The following is a 25,517-nucleotide window of genomic DNA, read 5'->3' as shown; positions in this document are numbered from 1 at the left end:
TGCCGCCCCGCCCGATGCCGGGAACGTCCCCCTGAGCGCCTCTCCGAGCACCACCCTGCGCGCCCTTCCGTACGACGCCGTGGTGCTCGCGGGCGGCGGCGCCAGGCGGCTCGGCGGTGTGGACAAGCCGGGCCTGCGGGTGGGTGGCCGCGCGCTGCTCGACCGGGTGCTCGGCGCGTGTTCCGGCGCGGGGACGACCGTGGTCGTCGCCGCGCCCCGCCCGACCGCCCGCCCTGTGGAGTGGGCGCGCGAGGAACCCGCCGGGGCGGGTCCGCTCGCCGCGCTCGACGCGGGGCTGCGGTGTACGGAGGCGGAGCAGGTGGTGGTGCTCTCCGCTGATCTGCCGTTCCTGGAGGAGCGGACGGTGGGTGGCCTCCTCGCCGAGCTGCGGGAGAGCGGCGCTGACGGCGCGGTCCTGCAGGATCCCGGGGGCCGGGACCAGCCGCTGGTCGCCGCGTATCGCAGTGCCGCGCTGAGACGTGAGATCGCGCTGCTCGCCGCCGAGCACGACGGTCTGACGGGACTTCCGCTGCGGTCACTCACCGCGCGGCTCGAACTCACCCGGGTCGCCGACGCGGTGGCGTCCTTCGACTGCGACACCTGGGACGACATCGCGGCCGCTCGGGCCCGCATCAGGGAGCATGGGCACGTGTTGGATGAATGGATTTCCGCAGTCAAGGACGAACTGGGCATCGAGCTCGACGTCGACACCGGCCTGTTGCTCGACCTCGCCCGCGACGCCGCACACGGCGTGGCCAGGCCTGCGGCTCCGCTGACCACCTTCCTGGTGGGGTACGCGGCGGCGCGGGCCGCGCAGGGCGGCGGGCCCGAAGCGGTGGCCGACGCGGCCCGCAAGGCGGCGGCGCTGGCCACGCGATGGGCGCAGGAGGGCGGCCCAGACGCGGGTCCCGGCGGTGCGCCTGGCGTGGCGCCGGAGGCGATTCCCGGCGGCAAGCCGACCACCGCGCCCGACGCCACCCCGCAGCCCTCCCACCCCGACGCCACCCCGCAGCCTGCGAGCCCTGACGCCACTCCGCAGCCTGCCCGCCACGACGCGGGTCCTGGCGGTGCGCCTGGCGTGGCGCCGGAGGCGATTCCCGGCGGAAAGCCAGCCGCCGCACCCGACGCCACCCCGCAGCCTGCCCGCCCCGACGCCACCCGGCAGCCCGCCCGCCCCGACGCCAAGCCTCAAGACGCCACGCCCCAGGACGCCCGCCCCGGCGCCACCCCCCAGGACGCCCGCCCCGGCGCCACGCCTGAGGGCGCCACCCCTCAGTCCATCCGTCCCGACCCGGGGCAAGGTGCGAGGGATGACATGCGGCCGGATGCCGGATGAGTGGGCAGCCTGTGCCGGACGCTGAGCTCGACGAGGCTCTCGCCCTGGTGAACGACGACCATGACCGCCGGACCGGCAGGCGCGCCGACGCCGGGCCCGCAGGCGGCGACCCCCAAAGCGCGCGAGACACCTCGGGCGGCCCCGGGCACGCCACCGTGCCCCAGCCCCCCGCCGCCCCTGCGCCCACCTCCGCCCCCACCATCACCCCCTGGCCCGCCGCCCGCGCCGCTGCCGGGCGCGCCCCGCGGCTCGCGCCCTCCGTCACCGTCCCCCTGGGGCAAGCGCTCGGTCTCGTGCTGGCCGCGCCCCTGGTCGCCCTCACCGATCTGCCCTCCTTCGACACCTCCGCGATGGACGGCTGGGTCGTCGCGGGGCCAGGCCCCTGGGATGTCCGGGCCGACGGGATCCTCGCCGGGCACGGGCGGCCCGAGGCACTCTCCGACGGGGAAGCCGTGCGGATCGCGACCGGGGCCCGGGTCCCGCAGGAGGCCACCGCCGTCATCCGCAGCGAGCACGGCCTCACCGACGACAAGGGGCGGCTGCACCCCCGGCGCGATGTCACCCAAGGCCAGGACATCCGGCCCCGCGGCCAGGAATGCCGCTCCGGTGACCAACTGCTGCCCAGCGGCTCCCTGGTGACCCCGGCGGTGCTCGGCCTCGCGGCAGCCGCCGGGTACGACGAACTGCCCGTGGTCCCCCGGCCCAGTGCCGAAGTGCTGATCCTGGGCGACGAGTTGCTGACCGAGGGGCTCCCCCACGAGGGGCTCATCCGTGACGCGCTAGGGCCCCTGCTGCCGCCCTGGCTGCGCTCACTCGGCGCCGACGTCATCGCCGTACGCAGGCTGGGTGATGACGCCGAGGCGCTCCACCAGGCGATCACCACCTCCGCCGCCGACCTCATCGTCACCACCGGCGGTACCGCCTCCGGCCCGGTCGACCACGTCCACCCCATCCTGCGCCGCCTCGGCGCCGAATTCCTCGTGGACGGCGTCGCGGTCCGCCCGGGGCACCCGATGCTGCTCGCCCGCATCCGCCCCGACCAGCACCTCGTCGGTCTGCCCGGCAATCCGCTGGCCGCGGTATCCGGCCTGCTGACCCTGGCCGAGCCCCTGCTGCGTACGCTCTCGGGGCGCACCGCCCCGTCGGCGTACACCGCCGTCCTGCGCGAGGACGTGCACGGGCACCCGCACGACACCCGGCTCGTCCCCGTCACCCTCCGCGCCGACCACGCCGTGCCCCTGCACTACAACGGCCCGGCGATGCTGCGTGGGATCGCGGTGGCCGACGGGCTCGCGGTCGTCCCGCCGGGCGGCGCGCGGCACGGCCAGGAGCTGGAGGTCCTCGACCTCCCGTGGGCCGGGCCGGACCTGCACACCGACACGGCCGGGGAGTGTTTCACGTGAAACTTCCCGGCCATGACGCCATCGCCCGCAACCCCGACGAGCACCTCGTCACCCACCGCATCAAGCTGCCGCGCCAGATCGTCGAGCGGCCGTTGCGGCAGGTCGCCAAGCGTCTCCTCATGGCGCTCGCGGTGCTCGCCCTGACGACGTTCATCGTCTGGATCGACCGCGCCGGCTACCACGACAACTCGGACAACAAACTCGACTTCCTCGACGCCGCCTACTACTCCACCGTCACGCTCTCGACCACCGGGTACGGCGACGTCGTCCCGTACAGCGACAGCGCGCGGCTCTGCAACATTCTCCTGATCACGCCGCTGCGCGTGCTCTTCCTGATCATCCTGGTCGGCACCACTCTCGAAGTGCTCACGGAACGTACGCGCGAGGAATGGCGTCTGAACCGCTGGAGGTCCAACTTGCGTGAACACACCGTCGTCGTCGGCTTCGGCACGAAGGGTCGCTCGGCGATCCAGACCGTCTGCGCGACCGGTCTGAAGCCCGAACAGATCGTGGTCGTCGACCCGAGCGCGAAGGTCGTCGACGCCGCCACAGCGGAGGGGTACGCGGGCGTCATCGGGGACGCGACCCGCAGCGATGTGCTGCTCCGTGCCGAGGTGCAGCGCGCCCGGCAGATCATCATCGCGACCCAGCGGGACGACACCGCCGTCCTGGTCACGCTCACCGCCCGGCAGATGAACCGCGGGGCGAAGATCGTGGCCGCGGTGCGCGAGGAGGAGAACGCGCCGCTGCTGCGCCAGTCCGGCGCCGACGCCGTGATCACCAGCGCCAGCGCTGCGGGACGGCTGCTCGGTCTCTCCGTGCTCAGCCCCAGTGCGGGCATGGTCATGGAGGACCTGATCCAGCAGGGCAGCGGGCTCGATCTCGTCGAGCGGCCGGTGATAAAGGCCGAGGTGGGGATGGGGGTCCGCGAGACGGACGACCTCGTCGTGAGTGTCGTACGCGGCCACCGCGTGCTCGGGTACGACGATCCAGCGGTCGGGAAGCTGCAGTTGATGGACCGTCTGATCACCATCGTGCGGGCGACTCCGACGTCACCGATGGCGCCCGACGCCAAGGCGAATCCGCCGCGCGGAGGTCTGCGCACGTAATCGGACCGTCGGGAAAGCGCAGAGAGTAGCCTCGCCCGCATGCATGCGATCACGATCCCCGAAGCCGGCGGACCCGAAGCGCTCGTGTGGGCCGAGGTCCCCGATCCCGTACCCGGTGAGGGTGAGGTGCTGGTCGACGTCGTGGCCAGCGCCGTGAACCGCGCCGACCTGCTCCAGCGCCAGGGCTTCTACAACCCGCCACCCGGATCGTCGCCCTATCCGGGGCTTGAGTGCGCGGGCCGGGTCACCGACATCGGTCCGGGTGTCTCCGGCTGGCAGATCGGCGACGAGGTGTGTGCGCTGCTCGCCGGCGGCGGTTACGCCGAGCAGGTCGTCGTGCCCGCGGGACAGCTGCTGCCGGTGCCCGACGGCGTCGACCTCGTCACGGCGGCCGCGCTGCCCGAGGTGACTTCGACCGTCTGGTCCAACGTCTTCATGATTTCCCACCTGCGCCCCGGCGAGACGTTCCTCGTGCACGGCGGCTCCAGCGGTATCGGCACCATGGCGATCCAGCTGGCGAAGGCCGTCGGCGCCAAGGTGGCGGTCACGGCGGGCACCAAGGAGAAGCTCGACTTCTGCGCGGAGCTCGGTGCGGACATCCTCATCAACTACCGCGAGCAGGACTTCGTCGAGGAGATCAAGAAGGCCACGGACGGCGCGGGCGCGGACGTCATCCTCGACAACATGGGCGCCAAGTACCTGGACCGGAACGTGCAGACGCTCGCCGCCAACGGCCGTCTCGCGATCATCGGCATGCAGGGCGGCGTCAAGGGCGAGCTGAACATCGCCACGCTTCTCGGCAAGCGTGCCGCCGTCACCGCGACCTCCCTGCGGGGCCGTCCCGCCGAGGAGAAGGCGTCGATCGTCGCGGCGGTGCGCGAACACGTGTGGCCGCTGATCGCCACCGGTCACGTACGTCCGATCGTCGACCAGACCGTGCCGATGAGCGACGCGGCGGCCGCCCACCGCGTGCTGGAGGAGAGCAACCACATCGGGAAGGTGCTGCTCGTGCGCTAGTCGCGCCGCGGGACGACCGGGATGACCGGTGAGCACTCAAGATGCCGGACAAGCGTCACCATGTGACGCTTGCTCCAGCTTCAGTGATCTCTCCGACCCGGTAGCGGGAGGGAGCCGGCGCGGTGACTCCATGGCTTCGCCCCTTGTTGATCCTGACGGTGCTGATGGCCGTCTCCCCCGTCTCCCTCTCGTACGCGGTCGAGCCCTCTCCCGGCGAGACCCGCGCCGGGAGTGTCTTCGGCGAAGGTCGTGCCAGGCCCGGCCGGGACGAACCCCCGCCTTCGGACGCGGCGTCCGAGCCGCCCCGCAGGCCGGCGCGGCAGATCCCCACACCCGCCGCCACCCCGGCCCCCGAGGTGCGGCCCCAGGGCCGGGCGACCGCCGCGTCCGACGTCACCCGCCGGACGGCCGCCGAACCCGTCGTACCCACCCTCAGCGTCCTGCCGCTCGGCAGCGGCCTGGTCCTCATCGGCCTCGGCCTCGGGTTCTTCGCCGTGCGGCTGCGCCGCGGCTGACACGGACGGACCCTTCGTACACGGTGGATCAGCGCCAAATGGGGGCACCACCGATGTGTGATGTACGGGTGCGAGAGAATGGCGGCATGGAGATGCCGAGGAACGAAAGGTCGCCCGAGAGCCCGCAGGTCCTGGTCGTGGGCCAGGACGGAATGGCACTCGGCGGCGGCGGAGACGACGAATCCCGCGAGGTCCCGGTGACGGACATGGTCGAACAGCCGGCGAAGGTCATGCGCATCGGCAGCATGATCAAGCAGCTGCTCGAGGAGGTGCGGGCGGCACCTCTCGACGAGGCGAGCCGCGTGCGCCTCAAGGAGATCCACGCCAGTTCGGTCAAGGAGCTCGAGGACGGTCTCGCCCCCGAGCTCGTCGAGGAACTGGAGCGGCTCTCCCTTCCCTTCACCGACGAAGGAGTACCCAGCGACGCCGAACTGCGCATCGCGCAGGCTCAGCTGGTGGGCTGGCTCGAAGGTCTCTTCCACGGGATCCAGACGGCCCTCTTCGCGCAGCAGATGGCGGCGCGGGCGCAGCTCGAATCGATGCGGCGTGCGTTGCCGCCCGGTGTGGGCGGCGGCGAGGAGGAAGAGGACGGCGGCATCGCGGGACGGACCGGAGGGCCTTACCTCTAGGCGGTAGCGGGACGGAACGACGGGAAGGGCCCGGTCACCTCGGTGACCGGGCCCTTCCCGTCAGGTACTGCGGAAGATCAGGCCGGGTTGCCCGTGGAGATGGTGAACTCGATGTCCACGTCGTCCGGGTCGACGTCGGAGCCTTCCTTGGGGGACTGCTGCATGACCATGTCCTTCCCGTAGGTGTTCTCGTCGATCGTGCGCTTGTCGTACTGCCAGCCGGCCGCCTGCAGGCACTTCTGCACCGAGCGCCAGTCCCTGAACGTGAAGTCAGGGACCTTGATCTTGGTCTCGTCGTTGTACGCCGTGTCGGGTTCGAGGCACTCTTCGGTCTCGATCGTCTTCGACCGGTCCGGACCCCGGTGACCCGCGACCGGCGCGGCCGACTCCTTGTCCTTGTCGCCCTTGCCGCCGCCGTCGTCGCCGCTCAGCGACACCGCAGCGATCACACCGCCGATGGCGAGCAGCGCGACGACGATCGAGCCGACGATCACCGGCATGTTCCGCTTGCCGGCACCGGAGCCGCCGCCCTGCACCGACGTCTGCGACTGCTGCGGCGAGAGCGTGTACGGAGGCGGGGTCTGCGAGCCCTGGGGGGCGTACGCGTTGGTGGGCGCCGGGGTCGGGTAACCACCCTGCTGCGGGTAGCCGTAGCCCGGAGTGACGGGGCCGGGGGCCGGGGTGGGCGGGCCGTACGGACCCGACTGAGGACCCGTTTGGTACGGCGTGTGTACGCCGCCCTGCTGCGGGAGCGAGGAGTCGACCGGCGGGAAGACCGCCGCGCCGACGCCCGCGCCGCTCGCGGTCTGGGCACCCGGCACGATGCTCGGCGCGGCCGCCTGCAGGGACTGGGCGACGCGCAGGCATTCGTCGCGCATCGCCTCGGCCGTGGGGAAGCGCTCGTTCGGGTTCTTCTTCAGCGCGCGGGCGATGATCGCGTCCACCGCGGGCGGCAGCGAGCGGTTGATCGAGGACGGAGCGACCGGCTCCTCCTGGACGTGCGCATACGCGATGGCCAGCGGCGAGTCCGCCTCGAAGGGCAGTCGTCCGGTGGTCAGCTGGAACAGCATGATGCCGACGGAGTAGAGGTCGGACCGGGCGTCCACGCCGCGGCCGAGCGCCTGCTCCGGGGAGAGGTACTGGGGGGTGCCGACGACCATGCCGGTCTGCGTCATGGAGGTGACGCCGGACTGCATGGCGCGGGCGATGCCGAAGTCCATGACCTTGACGACGTTGCGCTTGGTCATCATCACGTTGCCGGGCTTGATGTCGCGGTGGACCAGGCCCATCTCGTGGCTGATCTCGAGAGCGGCGAGCACATCGGCGGTGATCTTCAGCGCCTGGTCGGTCGGCATCGCGCCGAACTGGGTGACGGACGCGTCGAGCACGGAGCCGAGCGGCTTGCCCTCCACGTACTCCATGACGATGTACGGCATCGTCGTGCCGTCAAGATCGTCCTCGCCGGTGTCGAAGACCGAGACGATGTTCGTGTGCGTGAGCTTGGCCACCGACTGGGCCTCGCGGCGGAAGCGCTCGCGGAAGGACTGCTCGCGGCCGAGCTCGGTGTGAAGCGTCTTGATCGCGACTTGACGGTCGAGCACGGAGTCGTACGCCAGGTGAACGGAGGCCATGCCGCCCTCACCGAGAAGATCGCGCAGCTGGTACCGGCCACCGGCCAGCGAGCGCCCCGCATACCGTCCCTGTGCGCCGTCCTGGCTGCTCATGTCGTGCGTCCCCCATCGGCGCGGTGTGCCGGACGGCTCCGCGGTCGGTGATCGATTCCCGCTATTCCTGGCCAAGTCTGCCCGAGGGCACCGACACGTCAAGCTCGATGCCCGTTCCGTGACCGTACGCGCAAGAAGCGTCTCGGAAGCGTTACAAGTTTGCGCGCGGGGGCACTCGGCGGGTTTGATGTCCGGTCCACCTCGAACCGCCGTACCGCGCGAAGGCTGTAGCGTGGCCCGGCGGGGTTCCCCCGGTACCACCGAGCACCACGACCAGAAACGACGGCGAGGACTGATGGCACAGACGCAGCGCGCTCAGGGCCCGTCCGACCCCGAGGCGACTGGCGGCGGTATGTCAGATGCGCCGGAGTTGTGGGGCAACGGCGGGCTTGTAGGGGATGGCCGATATCGGCTCACCCACAGACTCGGCCGGGGCGGCATGGCCGAGGTGTTCGCGGCCGAGGACGTACGTCTTGGTCGTACGGTCGCTGTCAAGCTGCTCCGCTCCGACCTCGCCGAGGACCCGGTCTCCAAGGCCCGCTTCACGCGCGAGGCCCAGTCGGTGGCGGGGCTCAACCACCACGCGGTGGTGGCGGTCTACGACTCCGGTGAGGACGTCGTCGGGCCGAGTGTCGTCCCCTACATCGTCATGGAGATCGTCGAGGGCCGGACGATCCGCGATCTGCTGCTCAACGCGGAGGCGCCGGGCCCCGAGCAGGCCCTGATCATCGTCTCCGGGGTACTCGAGGCGCTCGCGTACTCGCACCAGCACGGCATCGTGCACCGCGACATCAAGCCCGCGAACGTGATCATCACCAACACCGGCGCGGTCAAGGTGATGGACTTCGGCATCGCCCGTGCGCTGCACGGTGCCCAGTCGACGATGACCCAGACCGGCATGGTCATGGGCACGCCCCAGTACCTCTCCCCGGAGCAGGCGCTCGGCAAGGCCGTCGACCACCGTTCCGACCTGTATGCGACCGGCTGTCTGCTCTACGAACTCCTCGCGCTGCGGCCCCCGTTCACCGGTGAGACGCCGCTCTCCGTCGTGTACCAGCACGTCCAGGACATCCCGGTCCCGCCGTCCGAGACCTCGGACGCGGCGCCGCCGGAGCTCGACGGCCTCGTGATGCGTTCGCTCGCCAAGGACCCGGACGACCGGTTCCAGACGGCCGAGGAGATGCGCGGCCTGGTCCAGTACGGGCTGCAGATGCTGCACGAGCAGGGCAGCCACACCGGGACCTGGAACACCGGCCCCGTCGTTGTCGCGGGCATGCACGAGGGCGGCAGCACTCCGGCGATGGGCGTCGCGGGCGCCGCGGCGATGCAGCACCCGGGCGACTCCGGCACCGCGCAGATCCCGGGCGCCATGCTGCGTCCGCCGGGCGGCGACGACGGCGGCTTCGAGGGCGGTCACCGCGACGGCAAGGGCGGTGGCGGCCGGGGCAAGGTGTGGATCCTCGTCGTGCTCGCGATCATCGCGATCGCCGTGGGCGTCGCGTTCGCGCTGTCGGCGGCGGACGACAAGACGAAGGACAAGGACACCCCGACCAAGGAGCCGACGAAGCAGTCGGAGTCGAAGAAGCCGAGCAAGAGCGCGGACGAGGAGACCTCGGACGAGACCGCGACGCCCGGCGACGGGTCGGGCGGTCAGGGCGACTGGACGCCGGAGCAGCCGAACACCACCGGCCCGACGGCTCCCACGACGCCGACCGAGAGCCAGCCGACGAACGAGCCGACGGAGCCGACGGACGATCCGACGGAGCCGACGGACGACCCGACGACGCCCACCGGGGATCCCAGCCCTCCGGACACCGAGGACCCGCCGGTGACGAACGGCGGCACGGAGGGCGGCGACCCCGCCGGCGCCGAAGGCTGAAGCGAGCCGCACGGCCCGTAGACGAGACGCACGCGCGCGTGGAGCCCCGAGAGGGCGCCACGCGCGCGTGCGTCGTCTGTACGGCGGGTTTCAGGTACGACGGTTCCTAGAAAGTGCGCTGAAGCTGCCGCTGCCGACCGCCGTGCAGGGTGTGCACCGTGGCCAGCTGCGGCTCTATGCGCATGTAGACCGGGTCGTAGAGCTCGCCGTCCACGTAATGCGGGCCAGGGCCGAAAAGTTCCAGTTCGGCGGTGGTCGGCTCGATGGCCTCGCACAGGCCGACGAACTGCACGGTCCACTGCCCCGTGCGCGCGGTCTCTGCGCTGAGGTTGTCCGCCCCGTAGGCGACGACGCTGCCGATGCAGGCCTCGTGGTACCCGTATCCCTTGTGCATCCGCAGCAGAATCCGCCCGTCCACGACGACGTGGCGGGCCGCGGCGAGGAAGGGCAGCGCGCGCATGCTGGTCGCGACCCGGCCGTAGTCGGTGCGGCCGAGCAGTTCGAAGGCGAGCCGTTCGTCCTGTTCGTGAGCGTCGGAGGGCATGCGTCCACCCTCTGGCACCGGCGGGGGGCCGGGGAAGGGGATCCCGCCCCTACGCGACGGGGCCGTAAGTCCCGATTCCGGTCACGAAAGAGTCACGCAAGGTGACCAAACGTGTCGGTGCTGCTGTGACGCCTGCGCTCAGTGCTGCTGTTCCGCCTGCATGCGGGCCACATACGCGGCCGCCTGGGAGCGGCGCTCCATGCCGAGCTTGGAGAGCAGACTGGAGACGTAATTCTTGATCGTTTTTTCGGCGAGGTGCAGACGTTCGCCGATCACCCGGTTGGTCAGACCCTCGCCGATCAGGTCCAGGATCTTCCGCTCCTGGTCCGTGAGGTTCGACAGACGGTCGTCGCCCTTGGGGGTGTTTCCGTCGCGCAGCCGCTCCAGGACGCGGGCCGTGGCGACGGGGTCGAGCAGGGATTTTCCGGCTGCCACGTCACGTACGGCGGAGAGGAGTTCATTGCCGCGAATGGCCTTCAGGACATAGCCGGAAGCGCCCGCCATGATCGCGTCGAAGAGAGCCTCGTCGTCCGCGAACGAGGTGAGCATCAGGCATTTGATGTCCTCGTTCCGGGAACGGATCTCGCGGCAGACCTCCACACCGCTGCCGTCCGGAAGGCGCACGTCCAGAACGGCCACGTCAGGCCGTGTCGCCGGAATCCTGACCAAGGCGTCCGCCGCTGTTCCGGCCTCTCCGACCACCTCGATGTCGGACTCGACGGAGAGCAGCTCATGGACTCCTCGACGCACCACTTCATGGTCGTCGAGGAGAAATACCGTAATTTTTCCGTCTTCGCGCACGGAGTCAGTCTCACACACGATCTCTCCTGCTGCCTGAGCTGAACTCTTCCCGTGCGCGGGGTGGCCGGGATAACGTGCCGGTGTTCCGGCCCCCTGCCAGGCTGTGATCAGTGCTGTGACCAGGAACTGTTCCCGACTTTCTGGATTTACTCGGTAATCCAAGCAGTCAGATACTTGGAAATCCAAGCAAATTCGCAGGTCAGATGGGGTTTCACAGAAATGGGAAGCACTGGGTAACGTGCATTGTGCAGGGCGCTCGCCGGGGCACCTGTCACGCCTGTTCCCGGCCGAGTCGCACCCACCCCGTGCGCGGGCACGGATCAGGCGAGCCGCACTGGCTTACCCGGTAACCCCCGGGGGCCGGACCGACGGAGGAGCACACGTGACCGTGGAGAGCACCGCCGCGCGCACACCGCGCCGCAGCACGACCAGCGGCGGGAAGCGCGCCAGCGCCAAGAAGGCCGCGCCGAAGAAAAGCTCGGCCAGCACGGGGAGCACGGAACCCCAGCTGATTCAGCTGCTGACCCCTGAAGGCAAGCGGGTCAAGAATTCCGAGTACGACGCCTACGTCGCGGACATCACCGCCGACGAGCTGCGCGCCCTGTACCGCGACATGGTCCTCACCCGCCGCTTCGACGCCGAGGCCACCTCCCTGCAGCGCCAGGGCGAGCTGGGCCTGTGGGCCTCGCTGCTCGGCCAGGAAGCCGCCCAGATCGGCTCGGGCCGCGCCACCCGCGACGACGACTACGTCTTCCCCACCTACCGCGAGCACGGTGTCGCGTGGTGCCGCGGGGTGGACCCGACGAACCTGCTCGGCATGTTCCGCGGCGTGAACAACGGCGGCTGGGACCCGAACACGAACAACTTCCACCTGTACACGATCGTCATCGGCTCGCAGACCCTGCACGCCACCGGTTACGCGATGGGCGTGGCCAAGGACGGCGCGGACTCGGCCGTGATCGCGTACTTCGGGGACGGTGCGTCCAGCCAGGGCGACGTCGCCGAGGCGTTCACCTTCTCCGCGGTCTACAACGCTCCCGTCGTGTTCTTCTGCCAGAACAACCAGTGGGCGATCTCCGAGCCCACCGAGAAGCAGACCCGGGTGCCGCTCTACCAGCGCGCGCAGGGCTACGGCTTCCCGGGTGTGCGGGTCGACGGCAACGACGTCCTCGCCGTGCTCGCCGTCACCAAGTGGGCCCTGGAGAGGGCGCGTACGGGTGAGGGTCCTGCGCTCATCGAGGCGTTCACCTACCGCATGGGCGCGCACACCACGTCCGACGACCCGACCAAGTACCGCAACGACGACGAGCGCGAGGCCTGGGAGGCCAAGGACCCGATCCTGCGCCTGCGGACCTATCTCGAGTCCGAAGGTCACGCTGATGAGGGATTTTTCGCGGAACTCGAGGCGGAGAGCGAAGCGTTGGGAAAGCGAGTGCGAGAGGTGGTGCGGGCGATGCCGGATCCGGATCTGATGGCGATCTTCGAGAACGCGTATGCGGACGGGCATGCGCTGGTCGACGAGGAGCGCGCGCAGTTCGCCGCGTACCAGGCCTCGTTCGCGGACGAAGGCGGTAAGTGATCATGGGCGTACAGAAGCTTCCCCTTGCCAAGGCGATCAACGAATCGCTGCGTACGGCGCTCGACACCGACCCCAAGGTCCTCATCATGGGCGAGGACGTCGGCAAGCTCGGCGGCGTCTTCCGTGTGACGGACGGGCTGCAGAAGGACTTCGGCGAGGACCGTGTCATCGACACCCCGCTCGCCGAGTCGGGCATCGTCGGCACGGCCATCGGCCTGGCCCTTCGGGGCTACCGCCCGGTGGTGGAGATCCAGTTCGACGGCTTCGTCTTCCCGGCGTACGACCAGATCGTCACGCAGCTCGCGAAGATGCACGCCCGCGCGCTCGGCAAGATCAAGATGCCGGTCGTCATCCGCATTCCGTACGGCGGCGGCATCGGCGCCGTCGAGCACCACAGCGAGTCGCCCGAGGCTCTGTTCGCGCACGTGGCAGGGCTCAAGGTCGTCTCGCCCTCGAACTCGTCCGACGCCTACTGGATGATGCAGCAGGCCATCCAGAGCGACGACCCGGTCATCTTCTTCGAGCCGAAGCGGCGTTACTGGGACAAGAGCGAGGTCGACACGGACGCCATCCCGGCGCCGCTGCACAAGGCCCGGGTCGCCCGCGAGGGCACGGACCTGACGCTCGTCGCGTACGGCCCGATGGTGAAGGTCTGTCTGGAGGCAGCGTCGGCCGCCGCCGAAGAGGGCAAGTCCCTCGAGGTCGTGGACCTGCGCTCCATGTCGCCGATGGACTTCGACGCCGTGCAGGACTCGGTCGAGAAGACGCGCCGGCTCGTCGTGGTCCATGAGGCCCCCGTCTTCCTGGGCGCGGGCGCGGAGATCGCGGCGCGCATCACCGAGCGGTGCTTCTACCACCTCGAAGCTCCCGTGCTGCGGGTCGGCGGCTTCCACGCGCCGTATCCGCCGGCGCGGTTGGAAGAGGAGTACCTGCCGGGCCTCGACCGGGTGCTCGACACTGTCGACCGCTCGCTGGCGTACTGAGGGAGAGGGTCGTGACGACGATGACAAGTGCCGCGCTCGCCGAGTTCAAGATGCCCGACGTGGGCGAGGGGCTCACCGAGGCAGAGATCCTCAAGTGGTTCGTGGCTCCCGGTGACACGGTCACCGACGGGCAGGTGGTGTGCGAGGTCGAGACGGCCAAGGCCGCCGTCGAACTGCCCATTCCGTTCAACGGTGTCGTGAGCGAACTGCGCTTCCCCGAGGGCACCACGGTCGATGTCGGCCAGGTGATCATCGCGGTGGACGTGTCCGGCGGAGGCGCCGGAAGCGCACCCGCCGCGCCTGCCGAGACCGCCGCTCCCGCCGAGGCCGCTGCCCCGGCGCAGGAAGCTCCCGCCGGGGAAGTCCCCGCAGCGGAAGCTCCCGCCGAGGAGCCCGCTCCCGCGGGCCGGCAGCCCGTGCTCGTGGGCTACGGGGTCGCCGAGTCCTCGACGAAGCGCCGCGCGCGCAAGGCCGCTTCGGAGCAGGCGGAGGCCGCCGGGACGTACTACGCGGCAGCGGTCCAGGCCGAGCTGAACGGCTCCGGGTCGGCGGCCGCCGCCGCGCCCACCGCCCCCGCGGGCAGCCGGCCGCTGGCCAAGCCGCCGGTGCGCAAGCTCGCCAAGGACCTGGGAGTTGACCTCACGGTCATCGTCCCCTCAGGCCCCGACGGGATCATCACGCGTGAGGACGTGCACGCGGCGGTGGCCCCGGCCTCCGCCCCGGCCACCGCCTCCGCCCCGGCCCCGGCGTCCGCGCCGGAGCAGGCGCCCGCCGAAGCCCCCGCTCCCGCCGCCGAAGCCGCCGCCCCCGCGGTCGGCGCGGGCGCCCGCGAGACCCGTATCCCCGTCAAGGGTGTGCGCAAGGCCATCGCCCAGGCGATGGTCGGCTCGGCCTTCACGGCACCGCACGTCACGGAGTTCGTGACGCTGGACGTGACGCGGACGATGAAGCTGGTCGAGGAGCTGAAGCAGGACAAGGCGTTCGCGGGCCTGCGCGTGAACCCGCTCCTGCTCATCTCCAAGGCGCTGCTCGTGGCGATCCGGCGCAACCCCGACGTCAACGCGGCCTGGGACGAGGCGAACCAGGAGATCGTCAAGAAGCACTACGTGAACCTGGGCATCGCCGCAGCGACCCCGCGCGGCCTGATCGTGCCGAACATCAAGGACGCACAGGACCAGACGCTGCCGGAACTGGCCGAGTCCCTCGGCGAGTTGGTGTCCACGGCCCGCGAGGGCAAGACATCCCCGGCCGCGATGCAGGGCGGCACGGTCACGATCACGAACGTCGGCGTCTTCGGCGTCGACACCGGCACGCCGATCCTGAACCCCGGCGAGTCCGCGATCCTCGCGGTCGGCGCGATCAAGCTCCAGCCCTGGGTCCACAAGGGCAAGGTCAAGCCGCGTCAGGTGACGACGCTCGCGCTCTCCTTCGACCACCGCCTGGTCGACGGCGAGCTCGGCTCCAAGGTGCTCGCCGATGTGGCGGCGATCCTGGAGCAGCCCAAGCGGCTCATGACCTGGGCGTAGATCCGGAAGTACGTCAGCAGCACGTCGAAGGGGGCCCGCCGCGTTGTACGCGGCGGGCCCCCTTCGACGTAAGTCCGTAAGTCCGTAAGTCCGTCGAGGACCTACTTCTTGAAGCCGTAGTCCATCAGCTTCTTCGCGTCCTTCGTGCGGTTGGTCGACGAGGTCGAGGTGAGGACCGTGCCGATGACCGTCTTGCCGCTGCGCGTCGCGGCGAAGACCAGGCAGTACTTGGCCTGCGGGCCGGAGCCGGTCTTCACGCCGATGGCGCCGCTGTAGCTGCCGAGCAGGGTGTTCGTGTTCGACCACGACATGTAGCGGTAGCCACCGCTCTTCGTGGTGACCTTCTGCTTCGTCGACTTCGTCTTCACGACCGTACGGAACGTGGAGCTCTTCATCGCGCTGCTGGCGAGCTTCGTCAGGTCGCGAGGTGTGGAGTAGTTGCTTCCGTTGCCGATGCCGTCGAACGAGTCGAAGTGGGTGTTCGTCATGCCGAGGCTCCTGGCCTGCGCGTTCATCTTGCCGATGAACGACTTCACGCGGGCGGAGCGGGTGGAGCCCTTGCCGAACTTGTCCGCGAGCGCGTACGCCGCGTCGCAGCCGGAGGGCAGCATCAGGCCGTACAGGAGCTGGCGGACGGTGACCTTGTCGCCGACGATCAGCCGGGCGGACGAGGCGGTGTTCCTGACGATGTAGTCGCTGTAGGCCTTTTCGATCTTGACCTTGGAGTTGAGGTTCAGGTTCGACTGCGACAGCACCACCTTCGCCGTCATGATCTTGGTGGTCGAGCCCGTCGAACGGCGGGTGTCCGCGGCCTTGGTGAAGAGCGTCTTGCCCGTGCCGTTGTTCATGACGAAGCCGCCCTTGGCGGCGATCGACGGCTTGGGCAGTGCGGCCGCCTGGGCCGGGGTCGTGAGGGCTCCGCCCGCGAGTACCGCACCCGCAGTGACGATTACGGCCGATGCGCGGCGAATGCCCTTAATGGGGGTGTTCAAGTTGAATGCTCCAAATGCCCCTGGAATGCGGCCACATGAGGGTGCCGCTTGATAGTGAGACACACGAGAGAGGCAAATGGATGCGCCTGAACGCCGTCAATTAAGGGTGATGTGGGTGATGTCCGGATCGTGGAATGGACGACCTCATGGGTACGTGTTGTATCTATGCTGTGCGCATGCCTGTCGCGCCCGCCTCGTCCCCCTCCCGGATCCCTGCTCGAACCCTGAAGCAGCCACCTGCCGCGGAGCGGGTGTACGCGCACGTCAAGAAGGGCGTGCTCGACCGTCGGTACGAGGGCGGGACGCTGCTCACCGAGGGTGAGCTCGCCGAGGCCGTCGGGGTCTCCCGCACTCCGGTGCGCGAGGCCCTTCTGAAGCTGGAGGTGGAGGGGCTCCTTCGGCTCTACCCGAAGAAGGGCGCGCTGGTCCTGCCGGTGTCCGTGCAGGAGATCGCCGATGTCGTAGAGACGCGGCTACTGGTGGAGACGCACTCGGTGCGCAAGGCGGTGCCCGCGCCTCCGGCGTTGCTCGCCCGGCTCGAAGAGCTGCTCGCCGAGCAGCGGGAGCAGGCCGCAGCCGGGGACCTTTCCGCTGCCGCCGTGACCGACCGGTGCTTCCACGCGGAGATCGTGCGAAGCGGCGGGAACGAGATCCTTGCCCGCCTGTACGACCAGCTCCGTGACCGGCAGCTGCGGATGGGCGTCGCCGTGATGCACTCCCATCCCGACCGGATCGCCAAGACGCTCGCCGAGCACGAGGAGATTCTTCGGGCTCTGCGGGCGGGGGACGCTGAGGCGGCCGTGGGGGTCGTCACCCGGCACGTCGGGTGGTTCCAGAATCTCGCCCGGGGCGATGTCCGATGAGGGTGCTCTCTGACGGTCCGCCGTCCGCCGGTGGTGGGATTTCGTCTGCCGCTTCGCGGCAGCTTTCCTGCCCACCCACCCGAAACTCCGCAGCACACCACCCCCGTAGGAGCCCCTGGGGCACCCGGAGGTTCTCCCGATGAGCGCGACCTCCGCCCCCCTCTCCCTCCCCGGCGATCCCCCCGGCGGCAAGAAGGCCATGCTCGTCTGGGGTATCGGCGTGGCCGTCTACTTCGTCGCCGTCATCTTCCGGACCTCGCTCGGGGTCGCCGGGCTCGACGCCGCCGACCGCTTCCACGTCAACGCGTCCGCGCTCTCGACCTTCTCGATCCTTCAGCTGCTCGTCTACGCGGGCATGCAGATACCCGTCGGCCTGATGGTCGACCGGCTCGGCACCAAGCGCGTGCTGACCATCGGAGTCGTGCTCTTCACGCTCGGGCAGCTCGGCTTCGCCTTCTCCCCCTCGTACGGAATGGCGCTCGCGTCCCGCGCGCTGCTCGGCTGCGGTGACGCGCTGACCTTCATCAGCGTGCTGCGCCTGGGCACCCGCTGGTTCCCCGCCCGGCGCGGCCCGCTGGTCGCCCAGCTCGCCGGCCTGGTCGGCATGGCGGGCAACCTCGTCTCCACTCTCGTCCTCGCCCGGCTCCTGCACTCCGTCGGCTGGACCGCCGCCTTCGCGGGCAGCGCGCTCTGCGGAGTCGTCGTCCTCGTCCTGATGACGCTGTTCCTCAAGGACCACCCCGAGGGGCACGAGCCGGAGCCGGTGCGGCACACCGGCGGGGCATTCGTGCGCAAGCAGATCGCCCTGAGCTGGCGCGAGCCCGGCACCCGGCTCGGACTGTGGGTGCACTTCACCACCCAGTTCCCCGCGATGGTGTTCCTGCTCCTGTGGGGCCTGCCGTTCCTCGTCGAGGCGCAGGGCCTCACGCGCGGGACGGCCGGGGCGCTGCTCACCCTCGTCGTGCTGTCCAACATGGTCGTGGGCCTGGTCTACGGCCAGATCGTCGCCCGGCACCACGCGGCCCGCACGCCCCTTGCCATCGGCACCGTCGCGGCGACGGCCACGATGTGGGCGGTCACGATCCACTACCCCGGCGACCATGCCCCGATGGGGCTGCTCATCGCGCTGTGCGCCGTGCTCGGCGCCTGCGGCCCCGCGTCCATGATCGGTTTCGACTTCGCGCGGCCCGCGAACCCGCCGGAGCGCCAGGGCACCGCGTCCGGCATCGTCAACATGGGCGGCTTCGTCGCCTCCATGACGACGCTCCTTGCCATCGGCGTGCTCCTGGACGCGACCGGCGACAACTGCCGGATCGCCTTCTCCGCCGTCTTCGTCCTGGAGGCGGTGGGCCTCAGCCAGATCCTGCGGCTGCGTACGCGCGCGGTGCGCAGGGAGAAGGAGCGGCTCGTCGCCAGCCGCGTGGAGGCCGTGCACGTACCTGTGTGAAACGAGGGCCCATGGGGCTACGGAGTGACCGCGAACTCTCGCAGGATCGCCTCGCCCAGGCCGTGATCGCCCTCGACCTTGATCCGGTCGGCCACCGAGGCGTACGGGACGCGACCGCACGCCAGGCGGAAGTACGTCTCCCAGTCCAGGCTCAGCGTGGCGAGCGGGCCGAGCGAGGGGGCGCTGTCGACCGTGGCCTGGCCGTCGGCGTCGACACGGACCGTGCGCAGGAACTCGACGGGCCCGCTCACGTCGAAGACGACCGCCGAGTTCGCCGGGGCCGCGGCCTTCTTGGCGACGACCTTGGGCAGCCCCTGCAGCAGGAGGTCCCGCGCCACCAACGCGCCCTGGGAGTCCAGGTCGCCGGGCTTCTTCAGCGTCGTACGCAGATCCTGCTCGTGCACCCAGACGTCGAACGCCCGCATCCGCATGGCCAGTTCGAGGGTCTGCTCGGTGCCGAGCGGGCCACGGATCTTGTGGGAGGGGTCACGCGACTCGTTCCGCAGCTGCCGCGAGCGGCGGATGATCGTGTACTCCAGCTCGGAGGTCATCTCGGGCGCGGTGTGGTGGCGCCGGACGTCCACCTGCACCTCCATGTACCGCTGGCCCTCGGTCTGTACGTGGTACAGGTCGCGGGGCAGGGTGTGGATGGGGCGCGGGTCACCCAGCATCTCGCAGTCCAGGCCTATGACATGGGAGACGACATCCCGCACCGACCAGCCGGGGCAGGGCGTGGCCCAGTTCCACTCTCCCTCGGCGAGCGGTGACACCAGCTCGGATATGGCTGATACGGATTGGGTCCAGGCGTCGGCATAGGTTTGCAGGCTGGGATGGAGACTCACGGGACCCCTCGACGGTCGTACGCGGGCGGTGGGTGTCTGAGACGTTAAGTTACGCTGCCCGCAGGCACCCCGGCAGTGCTTTCGTGTGACGATCGTAGGCCCGCATTGACGGCTCGAATGCCAGGACGGTGGTAGTGTGCGCGCCTCCCTCATCCAGATCGCCGTAGACGAGGGCGAATCGGTCAATTCCCGCCGGTCACGGGTCTCTTCACTGGTACGTGAGGTAGCGGAGCGTGAGCGGCCGGATCTCGTCGTTCTTCCCGAACTGTGGACCACGGGCGCTTTCGCGTACGAGTCGTTCGCGGGCGAGGCGGAGCCGCTTGAGGGGCCCACGTACGAGGCGATGGCCAAGACCGCGCGTGACGCGGGCGTCTGGCTGCACGCGGGGTCCATCCCGGAGCGGGACGCCTCGGGAGACCTCTACAACACCTCGCTCGTCTTCTCGCCCGAGGGTGAACTCGCCGCCTCGTACCGGAAGATCCACCGGTTCGGCTTCGACAAGGGTGAGGCCGTCCTGATGGGCGCGGGCGGCGAACTGGTCACCGTGCGCACGCCGGAGACGACGATCGGGCTCGCCACCTGTTACGACCTCCGCTTCCCCGAGCTCTTCCGTGGGCTCGTCGACGCGGGCGCCGAAATGTTCGTCGTCCCCGCGGGCTGGCCCGCGCGGCGGCGTGAGCACTGGACGCTGCTCGCACGGGCGCGGGCGGTCGAGGACCAGGTGTACGTCCTCGCGTGCGGAACGGGCGGTACGCACGCGGGAGTTCCCCAGGCCGGGCACAGCATCGTCGTCGACCCGTGGGGCGCGGTGCTCGCCGAGGCGGGGGACGGCGAGGAGGTACTCACCGTCGAGCTCGACCCGGCGAAGGTCGCGGCCACGCGCGAGCAGTTCCCCGCGCTGAAGGACCGGCTCCTGGGGATGGACGCTCCCCGGCGCTGACCCCGCGTCAGGCCCGCTCAGCCGTCAGGCCCGCTCACCGTCCCGCCCGCTCAGTCGTCGTCGCCCCGTTCCTTCTCGGCCAGGCGGATCACGCAGACCGCGACGGCCAGGAGGAGGGACGCGTCGGCGTCGTCCCGGACGATCTGCAGGCCGTACGTGTCGCGGACCCGGAACCAGCGGCGGGAGATGTCGGCCAGGAGTTCACCGTCGTACTCGATGGCGAACTCGCGGTCCAGGATCTTGCCGCTCACGTCGAGCTCGGTGCCGTCGACCAGGTCCACGCGGTAGTGGTTGCGCAGGAGCGAGAGGCGCTTGCGCTTGACCGTGGCCAGCGGTTCGTCGCCCCTCTCGATCACCATCGTGTCGCGCAGCGACAGCATCTTGGCGTGGATGTCGATGAGGACGCGGCCCTCCATGTCCTTCAGCTCGAAGGTCTCGCGCAGGCGCATCGCCTTGCCGTCGACGAGGAAGACCTTCTGGCCCTGGTCGTCCTCGATCCAGTAGTCGTCACCGATGCCGAGCAGCCGGTCGCGTACGAGAAGTTTCATGCGGCGATGTCTACCCCGTGGCGGGCATGACACAGCCGGCCCGTGCCACTCGGGGGAAAGTGGGGCACAGACCGGCTGTGGATCAGGGGAGGACGCGAACGCGTCGCGATATGCCGTCGTCCCTACGACATGGCGTCCTCGAGGTTGTTCTGCCAGTACGTGACGCGCGAGCCGGCGTCGAGCAGCAGGCCCGCGGCGCCGGGGGAGCTCACCGTGACGCGGCCGTCCGTGGCCTTGCCGTCCTTGGTGACGAGCGTGACGCCGAGCTTCTTGGAGCGGTGGGTCCTGTCGGCGTCGGTGCTCGCGAGGCTGATCGCGGCGTAGGCGGACCGGTCGGGCGCGAGGCGGACGACCGACTGGGGGCGGGTGTTCCGGGCCACCGGGAGGTTCTTGCCCGCCGTCGCGTCGCTGACGACGGGGGCGCCGAGGACCGCGCAGGCCTTGCCCCCGTTGTTGGTGATCTTGAGCAGGACGACGGGTGCGGTGCCGCCGGTGTCCTCGATGCTGATGTTGGCGGTGCGTGGCGTGCAGTCTCCGTCGGCGGCCGGAGCGGAGGATTCCGGGTTACTGGGCACGGTGGCCGACGCCTTGCCGGTGCCGGACGCCTCGCCTCCGACGGCCTCGCTCCCGCCCCCGCTTCCGTCGTCGCCCCCGCTGTCGCCGCCGCACGCCGTGAGCGAGAGGGAGAGCGCGGCGAGCGCCGCGACGGCGAGTGCGGCACGCGTGCTGCGAGCAGTGGTGCGCATGGCGGTGACTCCCCCGTGAGTGATGGTCGCTCGGGCTTGCTCCACTGAGCCTGCCGCCCACCGCTGGCGTTCCGCTAACACCTGGCTAATGACGCCGCAGTTCCTCGGGACGGGGCCTGCGGAACGTCGTGGTCGCGGAGCCGTCCAGGCCGCGGGCGAAGAGCCGTACCAGATCGGGCAGGACGTAGCGGCCCGCGCCCTCCTCCTGGATCAGGTGCGCCGCGGCCAGGCGGTCGAGCCCCTCGCGGGTGGCGGACACGTTCGCCCCGGCGAGGTCGGCGGCCCGGTGCACGTCCACGTCCGGGGTGGAGGCGCGGGCAAGCGCGGCGAGCAACCAGGCGTCGCTGCCCGGGAGTTGGGCCACCGAGGTGCGCAGCGCAGCCGCGATGCCGGTGTCCTCGGCGGAGAGCAGGGCCAGCCTCTGCTCCTCGTCGGCGAGCTCGGCGGCAAGGCCGGCCACGGACCGCTGGGGGCGCCCGATGAGCCGGGCGGCGGCGGTGCGCAGGGCGAGCGGGAGGCCGTCGCAGAGGCGGGCGATCCGGCGTACGTCATCGGAGTCGGCGTCCAGGCCGGCGCTCTGCCCCAGGGCGCGGAGGAACAGCTCGGCGCCGTCGCGCTCGCTGAGCGCACCGATCGGCACGGGGCGCGCGCAGTCCGACGCGACGAGGCCGTCGAGGCGGTTGCGGCTGGTGATGAGGGTGGTGCAGTGCGGCGCGCCGGGCAGCAGCGGGCGGACCTGGGCGGAGTCGTGGGCGTTGTCGAGTACGACGACGATGCGCCGTTCGGCGAGCAGTGAACGGTAGAGGGCCGCCGCCGGTTCGATGCCGGCCGGCACGTCCTGCTGCCGCACGCCCAGGGCGAGGAGGAACTCCCGCAGGACGCGCTCGGGGTGGGCGGGGTCGCCGCCGCTGAAGCCGCGGAGGTCGGCGTAGAGGTGGCCCTCCGTTCGTGGGTCCGCGTGGTGGTGCGCCCACTGCAGGACGAGGGCGGTCTTGCCCACGCCCGCGGCGCCGGTGAGCAGGACGATCGGCGCCTCCGTCTCCTCGGTGAGCACGGTTTCCAGGGCGGCGAGCTGCTCCTCACGGGCGGCGAAGGCGCGGGGCGCCCGGGGCAGCAGGCGGGGGATCGCGTTGCCGGGCGGGGGCCCTTCCGCCGGGGCGTCGGGGGTGGCGGGAGTGACGGGAGCGGCGGCAGCGGCGGGGCTCGCGCCCTGGGCACCGGCTCCCGGCGCCGCGGGCTGCGGCTGCCCTGCCGCGGGCCCCCGGCCCTGCTCGACCGGGGGCGGGCCTGCCTGCCGCACACCCCGGCTGCCCTCCACGCGAGCGGGAGCCCCGGCGGCCGCGGCGGCCGCGGCGGATGCGGCCGATGCAGCGGAAGCGGAGCCCGCGGACGCGGCGGGGGAAGCACCGCCACCCCCGAGGCCCATGTCGTACCGCCCGCGCCGGCGCGGCGGAGGAGCGCCCAGCATCGGGTGGGCCCCGGTGTCGGGCTCGCCGTTGAGGATCTCCTCGTACGCCCGGCGCAGCTTCTTGCCGGGGTCCACTCCCAGCTCCTCGGCGAGGAGTTCGCGCGTCCGGTGGTAGAACTCCAGCGCCTCGGACTGCCTGCCGCACCGCTGGAGGGCCCGCATCAGGGCCGCCACCAGGGCCTCCCGCAGCGGATGCTGGACCGACTCCGCACGCAGCAGCCCCACGGCCTGGCCGTGCGAGCCGAGCTTTCCGTACGCCTCGGCGAGCTGCTCGACGGTGACGAGGCGGCTCTCCTCAAGGCCGCGCGCGGCGGCCAGCATCGGCTCCGTGGCGACGGTGCCGGTCAGCGCGGGCCCGTTCCACAGCGCGAGCGCCTCCCGCAGCATCAGCGCCGTGTCCGAGGGCTCGCGCTGCCGTCCGGCCAGTTTGACGAGGTCCTCGAAGCGGCTGACGTCGAGCAGGGTCTCCGGGAACTGGAGGGCGTACGCACCGCCCTGCGTGGCGAGTTCCACGCCGTACGCGTCCAGGCCTGCCTCGACGAGCAGGGCGCGCAGCCGGGAGATGTGGCCCTGGATGACGGTGCGCGCGTGCAGCGGCGGTTCGCCGTCCCACAGGGTCTCCGTCAGGGCGTCCACCGAGACCGGCGTGCCCGCCCGCAGCAGCAGCGCCGCGAGCAGGCTGCGGCGCTTGGCCGGGCCGAGGGGGACGGGTCCGCTGCTTCCGGCGACGCTCACCGGTCCGAGCAGCTGGAACTCCACCTGGCCTCAACTCCTTCGCCGCGCAGGCGCTTCGCGCCTCGATCATGTTTCGAACAAGGCCCAAGAGTATCGCCGGGCCCGGTGGCCACGGAGGTGGCCACCGGGCCCGGCGACGAGGAGCGGCTGAAAACGTCAGCCCGCGAGCGGGGACGGCCTCAGTAGCGGTGGTGGTGGTCGTTGTCCGTCTCGACCACGGTCGCGCCCGGGGGCACGACTGTCTTGCGGCGAGCGTTGGTGAACGCCGCGACGCCGATCACGCCCACAGCCATCATGATCAGACCGGTGACGGTGAGGTTGATGCCTTCCATCTCCCAGTCGGTGGCGAACGTGAGGATGGCGCCCACGGCGATCAGAATGATGCATCCGCCCAGGCCCACTTGGACCGCCTCCCTAAGTCGTGGCAGGGCACCCGGGTACCCGGCCCCGGCACGACCACACGGACAAGCGGAAAACGGCCTTCAGTTCTGCTGGTTCAGCCTTCGAGGAAGGCCACCAGCGCATTGGCGAGAAGGTGCGGGTCGTCCGCCCCGCACAGCTCGCGCACGCTGTGCATGGAGAGGATCGCGACGCCGATGTCGACGGTCTTGATGCCGTGCCGGGCCGCGGTGATCGGTCCGATGGTCGTGCCGCAGGGCATCGCGTTGTTCGAGACGAAGCTCTGGAAGGGCACACCGGCCTTGTCGCAGGCGGCGGCGAACACGGCACGGCCCGCGCCGTCCGTGGCGTACCGGTTGTTGACGTTGACCTTGAGGATCGGGCCGCCGTTGGCGCGCGGGTGGTGCGTCGGGTCGTGCCGCTCCGCGTAGTTGGGGTGCACGGCGTGGCCCGTGTCGGAGGAGAGGCAGACCGTGCCGGCGAAGGCGCGGGCCCTGTCCTCGTACGTGCCGCCGCGGGCGAACACGGACCGCTCGAGGACGCTTCCGAGCAGCGGGCCGTCCGCGCCCGTGTCGGACTGGGAGCCGTTCTCCTCGTGGTCGAAGGCGGCGAGCACGGGGATGTACGGCAGGGAGTCGGCGCCGTCCGCCGTGGCGACGGCGGCCAGCGCCGCCGTACAGGCGTGCACGGACAGGAGGTTGTCCATCCGCGGGCCCGCGATGAGGTCGCGGTCGCGGCCGAGGTAGGCGGGTGCCTCGATGGGGTGCGTCATCAGGTCCCAGCCGGTGACGTCGCCGGGGGCGAGCCCCGCCTCCTCCTCCAGGAAGCCGATGAGGTCGCCCTCGTGGACGTCGTCGCCGAGGCCCCAGATGGGCTGCATGTGCTTCTGCTTGTCGAGCTTGAGGCCGTCGGCGACGACGCCGCGGTCCATGTGGATGGCCAGCTGCGGCACCCTCAGGAGCGGCCGGTCGATGTTCACCAGGCGCGTCGAGCCGTCCCGCAGCGAGAGCCTGCCCGCGAGGCCGAGGTCGCGGTCGAGCCAGGAGTTGAGCAGCGGGCCGCCGTAGATCTCGACGGCGACCTGCCGCCAGCCGTGCGCGCCCGCGTCCGGCTTCGGCTTCACGCGGAGGTTCGGTGAGTCGGTGTGGGCGCCGACGATGCGGTACGGGGTGTGCGCGGATGCCCCTTCGGGGACGAACCAGGCCACGATCGCGCCGCCGCGCTGCACGTACTTCCCGCCGGTCGATCCGTCCCAGGCGTCGGTCTCCTCGACCTGCCGGAAACCGGCCTTCTCCAGCCGCTCCGCGGCGCTCGCCACTGCGTGGTACGGGGAGGGGCTTGCCGCCAGGAAGGTCAGGAGGTCGTCGGAGTGGCCGCGGTCGAAGCGGGCGGGTGTGCTCATGGCTTCCAGCCTAGCTAGCGGTCACCCCCTGGCGCGGGGGGCCGTTTCCGGGAGGTTCTGTACCGGATCTGCGCGTATCCGGGGGCCTGT

22 protein-coding genes and 1 pseudogene are annotated in these 25,517 nt (G+C 70.8%); 13 read left to right on the top strand and 10 right to left on the bottom strand.

Annotation, left to right across the window (positions count from 1 at the left end; genetic code table 11):
• Positions 1-31: 31 nt before the first annotated feature.
• The 6 genes and pseudogenes from ACZ5U5_RS32390 to ACZ5U5_RS32365 all read left to right on the top strand — a co-directional run.
• Positions 32-940, top strand: a pseudogene (locus ACZ5U5_RS32390) (NTP transferase domain-containing protein); the annotation flags it as partial.
• 392 nt (positions 941-1,332) lie between these two features.
• Complete coding sequence (locus ACZ5U5_RS32385) at positions 1,333-2,739, top strand: molybdopterin molybdotransferase MoeA (RefSeq protein ID WP_469028776.1); 1,407 nt, start codon at positions 1,333-1,335, stop codon at positions 2,737-2,739.
• On the top strand, positions 2,727-3,848 hold the full coding sequence (locus ACZ5U5_RS32380; protein WP_469028773.1) for a potassium channel family protein: 1,122 nt from the start codon (positions 2,727-2,729) through the stop codon (positions 3,846-3,848). The genes ACZ5U5_RS32385 and ACZ5U5_RS32380 overlap by 13 nt, the downstream gene beginning before the upstream one ends.
• Positions 3,849-3,887: 39 nt before the next feature.
• The gene (locus ACZ5U5_RS32375; protein ID WP_469028771.1) at positions 3,888-4,865 is read left to right on the top strand and encodes an NAD(P)H-quinone oxidoreductase; all 978 of its coding nucleotides are present in this window, start codon (positions 3,888-3,890) and stop codon (positions 4,863-4,865) included.
• A 122-nt stretch (positions 4,866-4,987) separates the two neighbouring features.
• On the top strand, positions 4,988-5,380 hold the full coding sequence (locus tag ACZ5U5_RS32370; protein WP_469028769.1) for a hypothetical protein: 393 nt from the start codon (positions 4,988-4,990) through the stop codon (positions 5,378-5,380).
• An 86-nt stretch (positions 5,381-5,466) separates the two neighbouring features.
• Positions 5,467-6,009: a bacterial proteasome activator family protein gene (locus ACZ5U5_RS32365; RefSeq protein WP_361829027.1), complete on the top strand. Its 543-nt coding sequence runs from the start codon at positions 5,467-5,469 to the stop codon at positions 6,007-6,009.
• A gap of 77 nt (positions 6,010-6,086) precedes the next feature.
• Here the strand turns inward: ACZ5U5_RS32365 and ACZ5U5_RS32360 are convergent, their stop codons facing one another.
• Positions 6,087-7,733, bottom strand: a complete 1,647-nt coding sequence (locus ACZ5U5_RS32360; RefSeq protein WP_469028766.1) for a protein kinase domain-containing protein — start codon at positions 7,731-7,733, stop codon at positions 6,087-6,089.
• Positions 7,734-8,028: 295 nt separating this feature from the next.
• Between ACZ5U5_RS32360 and ACZ5U5_RS32355 the strand changes: the two genes are divergently transcribed.
• Complete coding sequence (locus ACZ5U5_RS32355) at positions 8,029-9,612, top strand: protein kinase domain-containing protein (protein WP_469028763.1); 1,584 nt, start codon at positions 8,029-8,031, stop codon at positions 9,610-9,612.
• Between the two features lie 106 nt (positions 9,613-9,718).
• Here ACZ5U5_RS32355 and ACZ5U5_RS32350 read toward each other — a convergent pair whose 3' ends face one another.
• Together ACZ5U5_RS32350 and ACZ5U5_RS32345 are read right to left on the bottom strand one after the other, a co-directional pair.
• Entirely contained in the window at positions 9,719-10,156 is a 438-nt protein-coding gene (locus ACZ5U5_RS32350; RefSeq protein WP_469028761.1) for a pyridoxamine 5'-phosphate oxidase family protein, read from the bottom strand.
• A gap of 138 nt (positions 10,157-10,294) precedes the next feature.
• Positions 10,295-10,957 carry a response regulator transcription factor gene (locus tag ACZ5U5_RS32345; RefSeq protein WP_344524354.1) on the bottom strand — a complete coding sequence of 221 codons (663 nt, stop codon included), beginning with the start codon at positions 10,955-10,957 and terminating at the stop codon, positions 10,295-10,297.
• Between the two features lie 382 nt (positions 10,958-11,339).
• On the opposite strand from ACZ5U5_RS32345, the gene pdhA reads away from it, so the two are divergent.
• Genes pdhA through ACZ5U5_RS32330 form a run of 3 tightly spaced genes read left to right on the top strand, consistent with a single transcriptional unit; the run spans position 11,340 to position 15,045 of the window.
• A complete protein-coding gene (gene pdhA / locus ACZ5U5_RS32340; RefSeq protein ID WP_469028759.1) occupies positions 11,340-12,536 on the top strand; it encodes a pyruvate dehydrogenase (acetyl-transferring) E1 component subunit alpha in 1,197 nt (398 codons plus the stop codon).
• Positions 12,537-12,538: 2 nt separating this feature from the next.
• Positions 12,539-13,519 (top strand): alpha-ketoacid dehydrogenase subunit beta, encoded by a 981-nt coding sequence (locus ACZ5U5_RS32335; RefSeq protein WP_469028756.1) that lies wholly within the window; start codon positions 12,539-12,541, stop codon positions 13,517-13,519.
• A gap of 11 nt (positions 13,520-13,530) precedes the next feature.
• Positions 13,531-15,045, top strand: a complete 1,515-nt coding sequence (locus ACZ5U5_RS32330) for a dihydrolipoamide acetyltransferase family protein (RefSeq protein ID WP_469028753.1) — start codon at positions 13,531-13,533, stop codon at positions 15,043-15,045.
• Positions 15,046-15,146: 101 nt separating this feature from the next.
• Here ACZ5U5_RS32330 and ACZ5U5_RS32325 read toward each other — a convergent pair whose 3' ends face one another.
• The gene (locus ACZ5U5_RS32325; RefSeq protein WP_469028751.1) at positions 15,147-16,037 is read right to left on the bottom strand and encodes a D-alanyl-D-alanine carboxypeptidase family protein; all 891 of its coding nucleotides are present in this window, start codon (positions 16,035-16,037) and stop codon (positions 15,147-15,149) included.
• A 176-nt stretch (positions 16,038-16,213) separates the two neighbouring features.
• Here ACZ5U5_RS32325 and ACZ5U5_RS32320 point away from each other — a divergent pair, with 176 nt between their 5' ends.
• Together ACZ5U5_RS32320 and ACZ5U5_RS32315 are read left to right on the top strand one after the other, a co-directional pair.
• Positions 16,214-16,900, top strand: a complete 687-nt coding sequence (locus ACZ5U5_RS32320) for a GntR family transcriptional regulator (RefSeq protein WP_469028748.1) — start codon at positions 16,214-16,216, stop codon at positions 16,898-16,900.
• Positions 16,901-17,039: 139 nt separating this feature from the next.
• Positions 17,040-18,347, top strand: coding sequence for an MFS transporter (locus tag ACZ5U5_RS32315; protein ID WP_469028746.1), 1,308 nt, complete (start codon positions 17,040-17,042; stop codon positions 18,345-18,347).
• 17 nt (positions 18,348-18,364) lie between these two features.
• On the opposite strand, the gene ACZ5U5_RS32310 is transcribed toward ACZ5U5_RS32315, so the two are convergent.
• The gene (locus ACZ5U5_RS32310) at positions 18,365-19,189 is read right to left on the bottom strand and encodes a maleylpyruvate isomerase family mycothiol-dependent enzyme (protein ID WP_469028743.1); all 825 of its coding nucleotides are present in this window, start codon (positions 19,187-19,189) and stop codon (positions 18,365-18,367) included.
• Between the two features lie 136 nt (positions 19,190-19,325).
• Here ACZ5U5_RS32310 and ACZ5U5_RS32305 point away from each other — a divergent pair, with 136 nt between their 5' ends.
• Entirely contained in the window at positions 19,326-20,129 is an 804-nt protein-coding gene (locus ACZ5U5_RS32305) for a carbon-nitrogen family hydrolase (protein WP_469028741.1), read from the top strand.
• Positions 20,130-20,179: 50 nt separating this feature from the next.
• Here ACZ5U5_RS32305 and ACZ5U5_RS32300 read toward each other — a convergent pair whose 3' ends face one another.
• From ACZ5U5_RS32300 to ACZ5U5_RS32280, 5 genes are all read right to left on the bottom strand, one after another.
• Positions 20,180-20,677 carry an LURP-one-related/scramblase family protein gene (locus ACZ5U5_RS32300; protein ID WP_363210392.1) on the bottom strand — a complete coding sequence of 166 codons (498 nt, stop codon included), beginning with the start codon at positions 20,675-20,677 and terminating at the stop codon, positions 20,180-20,182.
• A 122-nt stretch (positions 20,678-20,799) separates the two neighbouring features.
• Positions 20,800-21,423, bottom strand: coding sequence for a DUF4232 domain-containing protein (locus ACZ5U5_RS32295; RefSeq protein WP_469028738.1), 624 nt, complete (start codon positions 21,421-21,423; stop codon positions 20,800-20,802).
• A gap of 85 nt (positions 21,424-21,508) precedes the next feature.
• Positions 21,509-23,650 (bottom strand): AfsR/SARP family transcriptional regulator, encoded by a 2,142-nt coding sequence (locus ACZ5U5_RS32290; RefSeq protein WP_469028736.1) that lies wholly within the window; start codon positions 23,648-23,650, stop codon positions 21,509-21,511.
• A 155-nt stretch (positions 23,651-23,805) separates the two neighbouring features.
• Complete coding sequence (locus ACZ5U5_RS32285; RefSeq protein WP_469028734.1) at positions 23,806-24,027, bottom strand: DUF6458 family protein; 222 nt, start codon at positions 24,025-24,027, stop codon at positions 23,806-23,808.
• 95 nt (positions 24,028-24,122) lie between these two features.
• Positions 24,123-25,427: a M18 family aminopeptidase gene (locus ACZ5U5_RS32280; protein WP_469028731.1), complete on the bottom strand. Its 1,305-nt coding sequence runs from the start codon at positions 25,425-25,427 to the stop codon at positions 24,123-24,125.
• Positions 25,428-25,517: the final 90 nt, after the last annotated feature.

The sequence above is a fragment of the Streptomyces sp. NPDC033177 genome (assembly GCF_055577715.1).
Note: the sequence above shows the minus strand (reverse complement) of the source record. Positions and strands in the feature narration are given on the sequence as shown.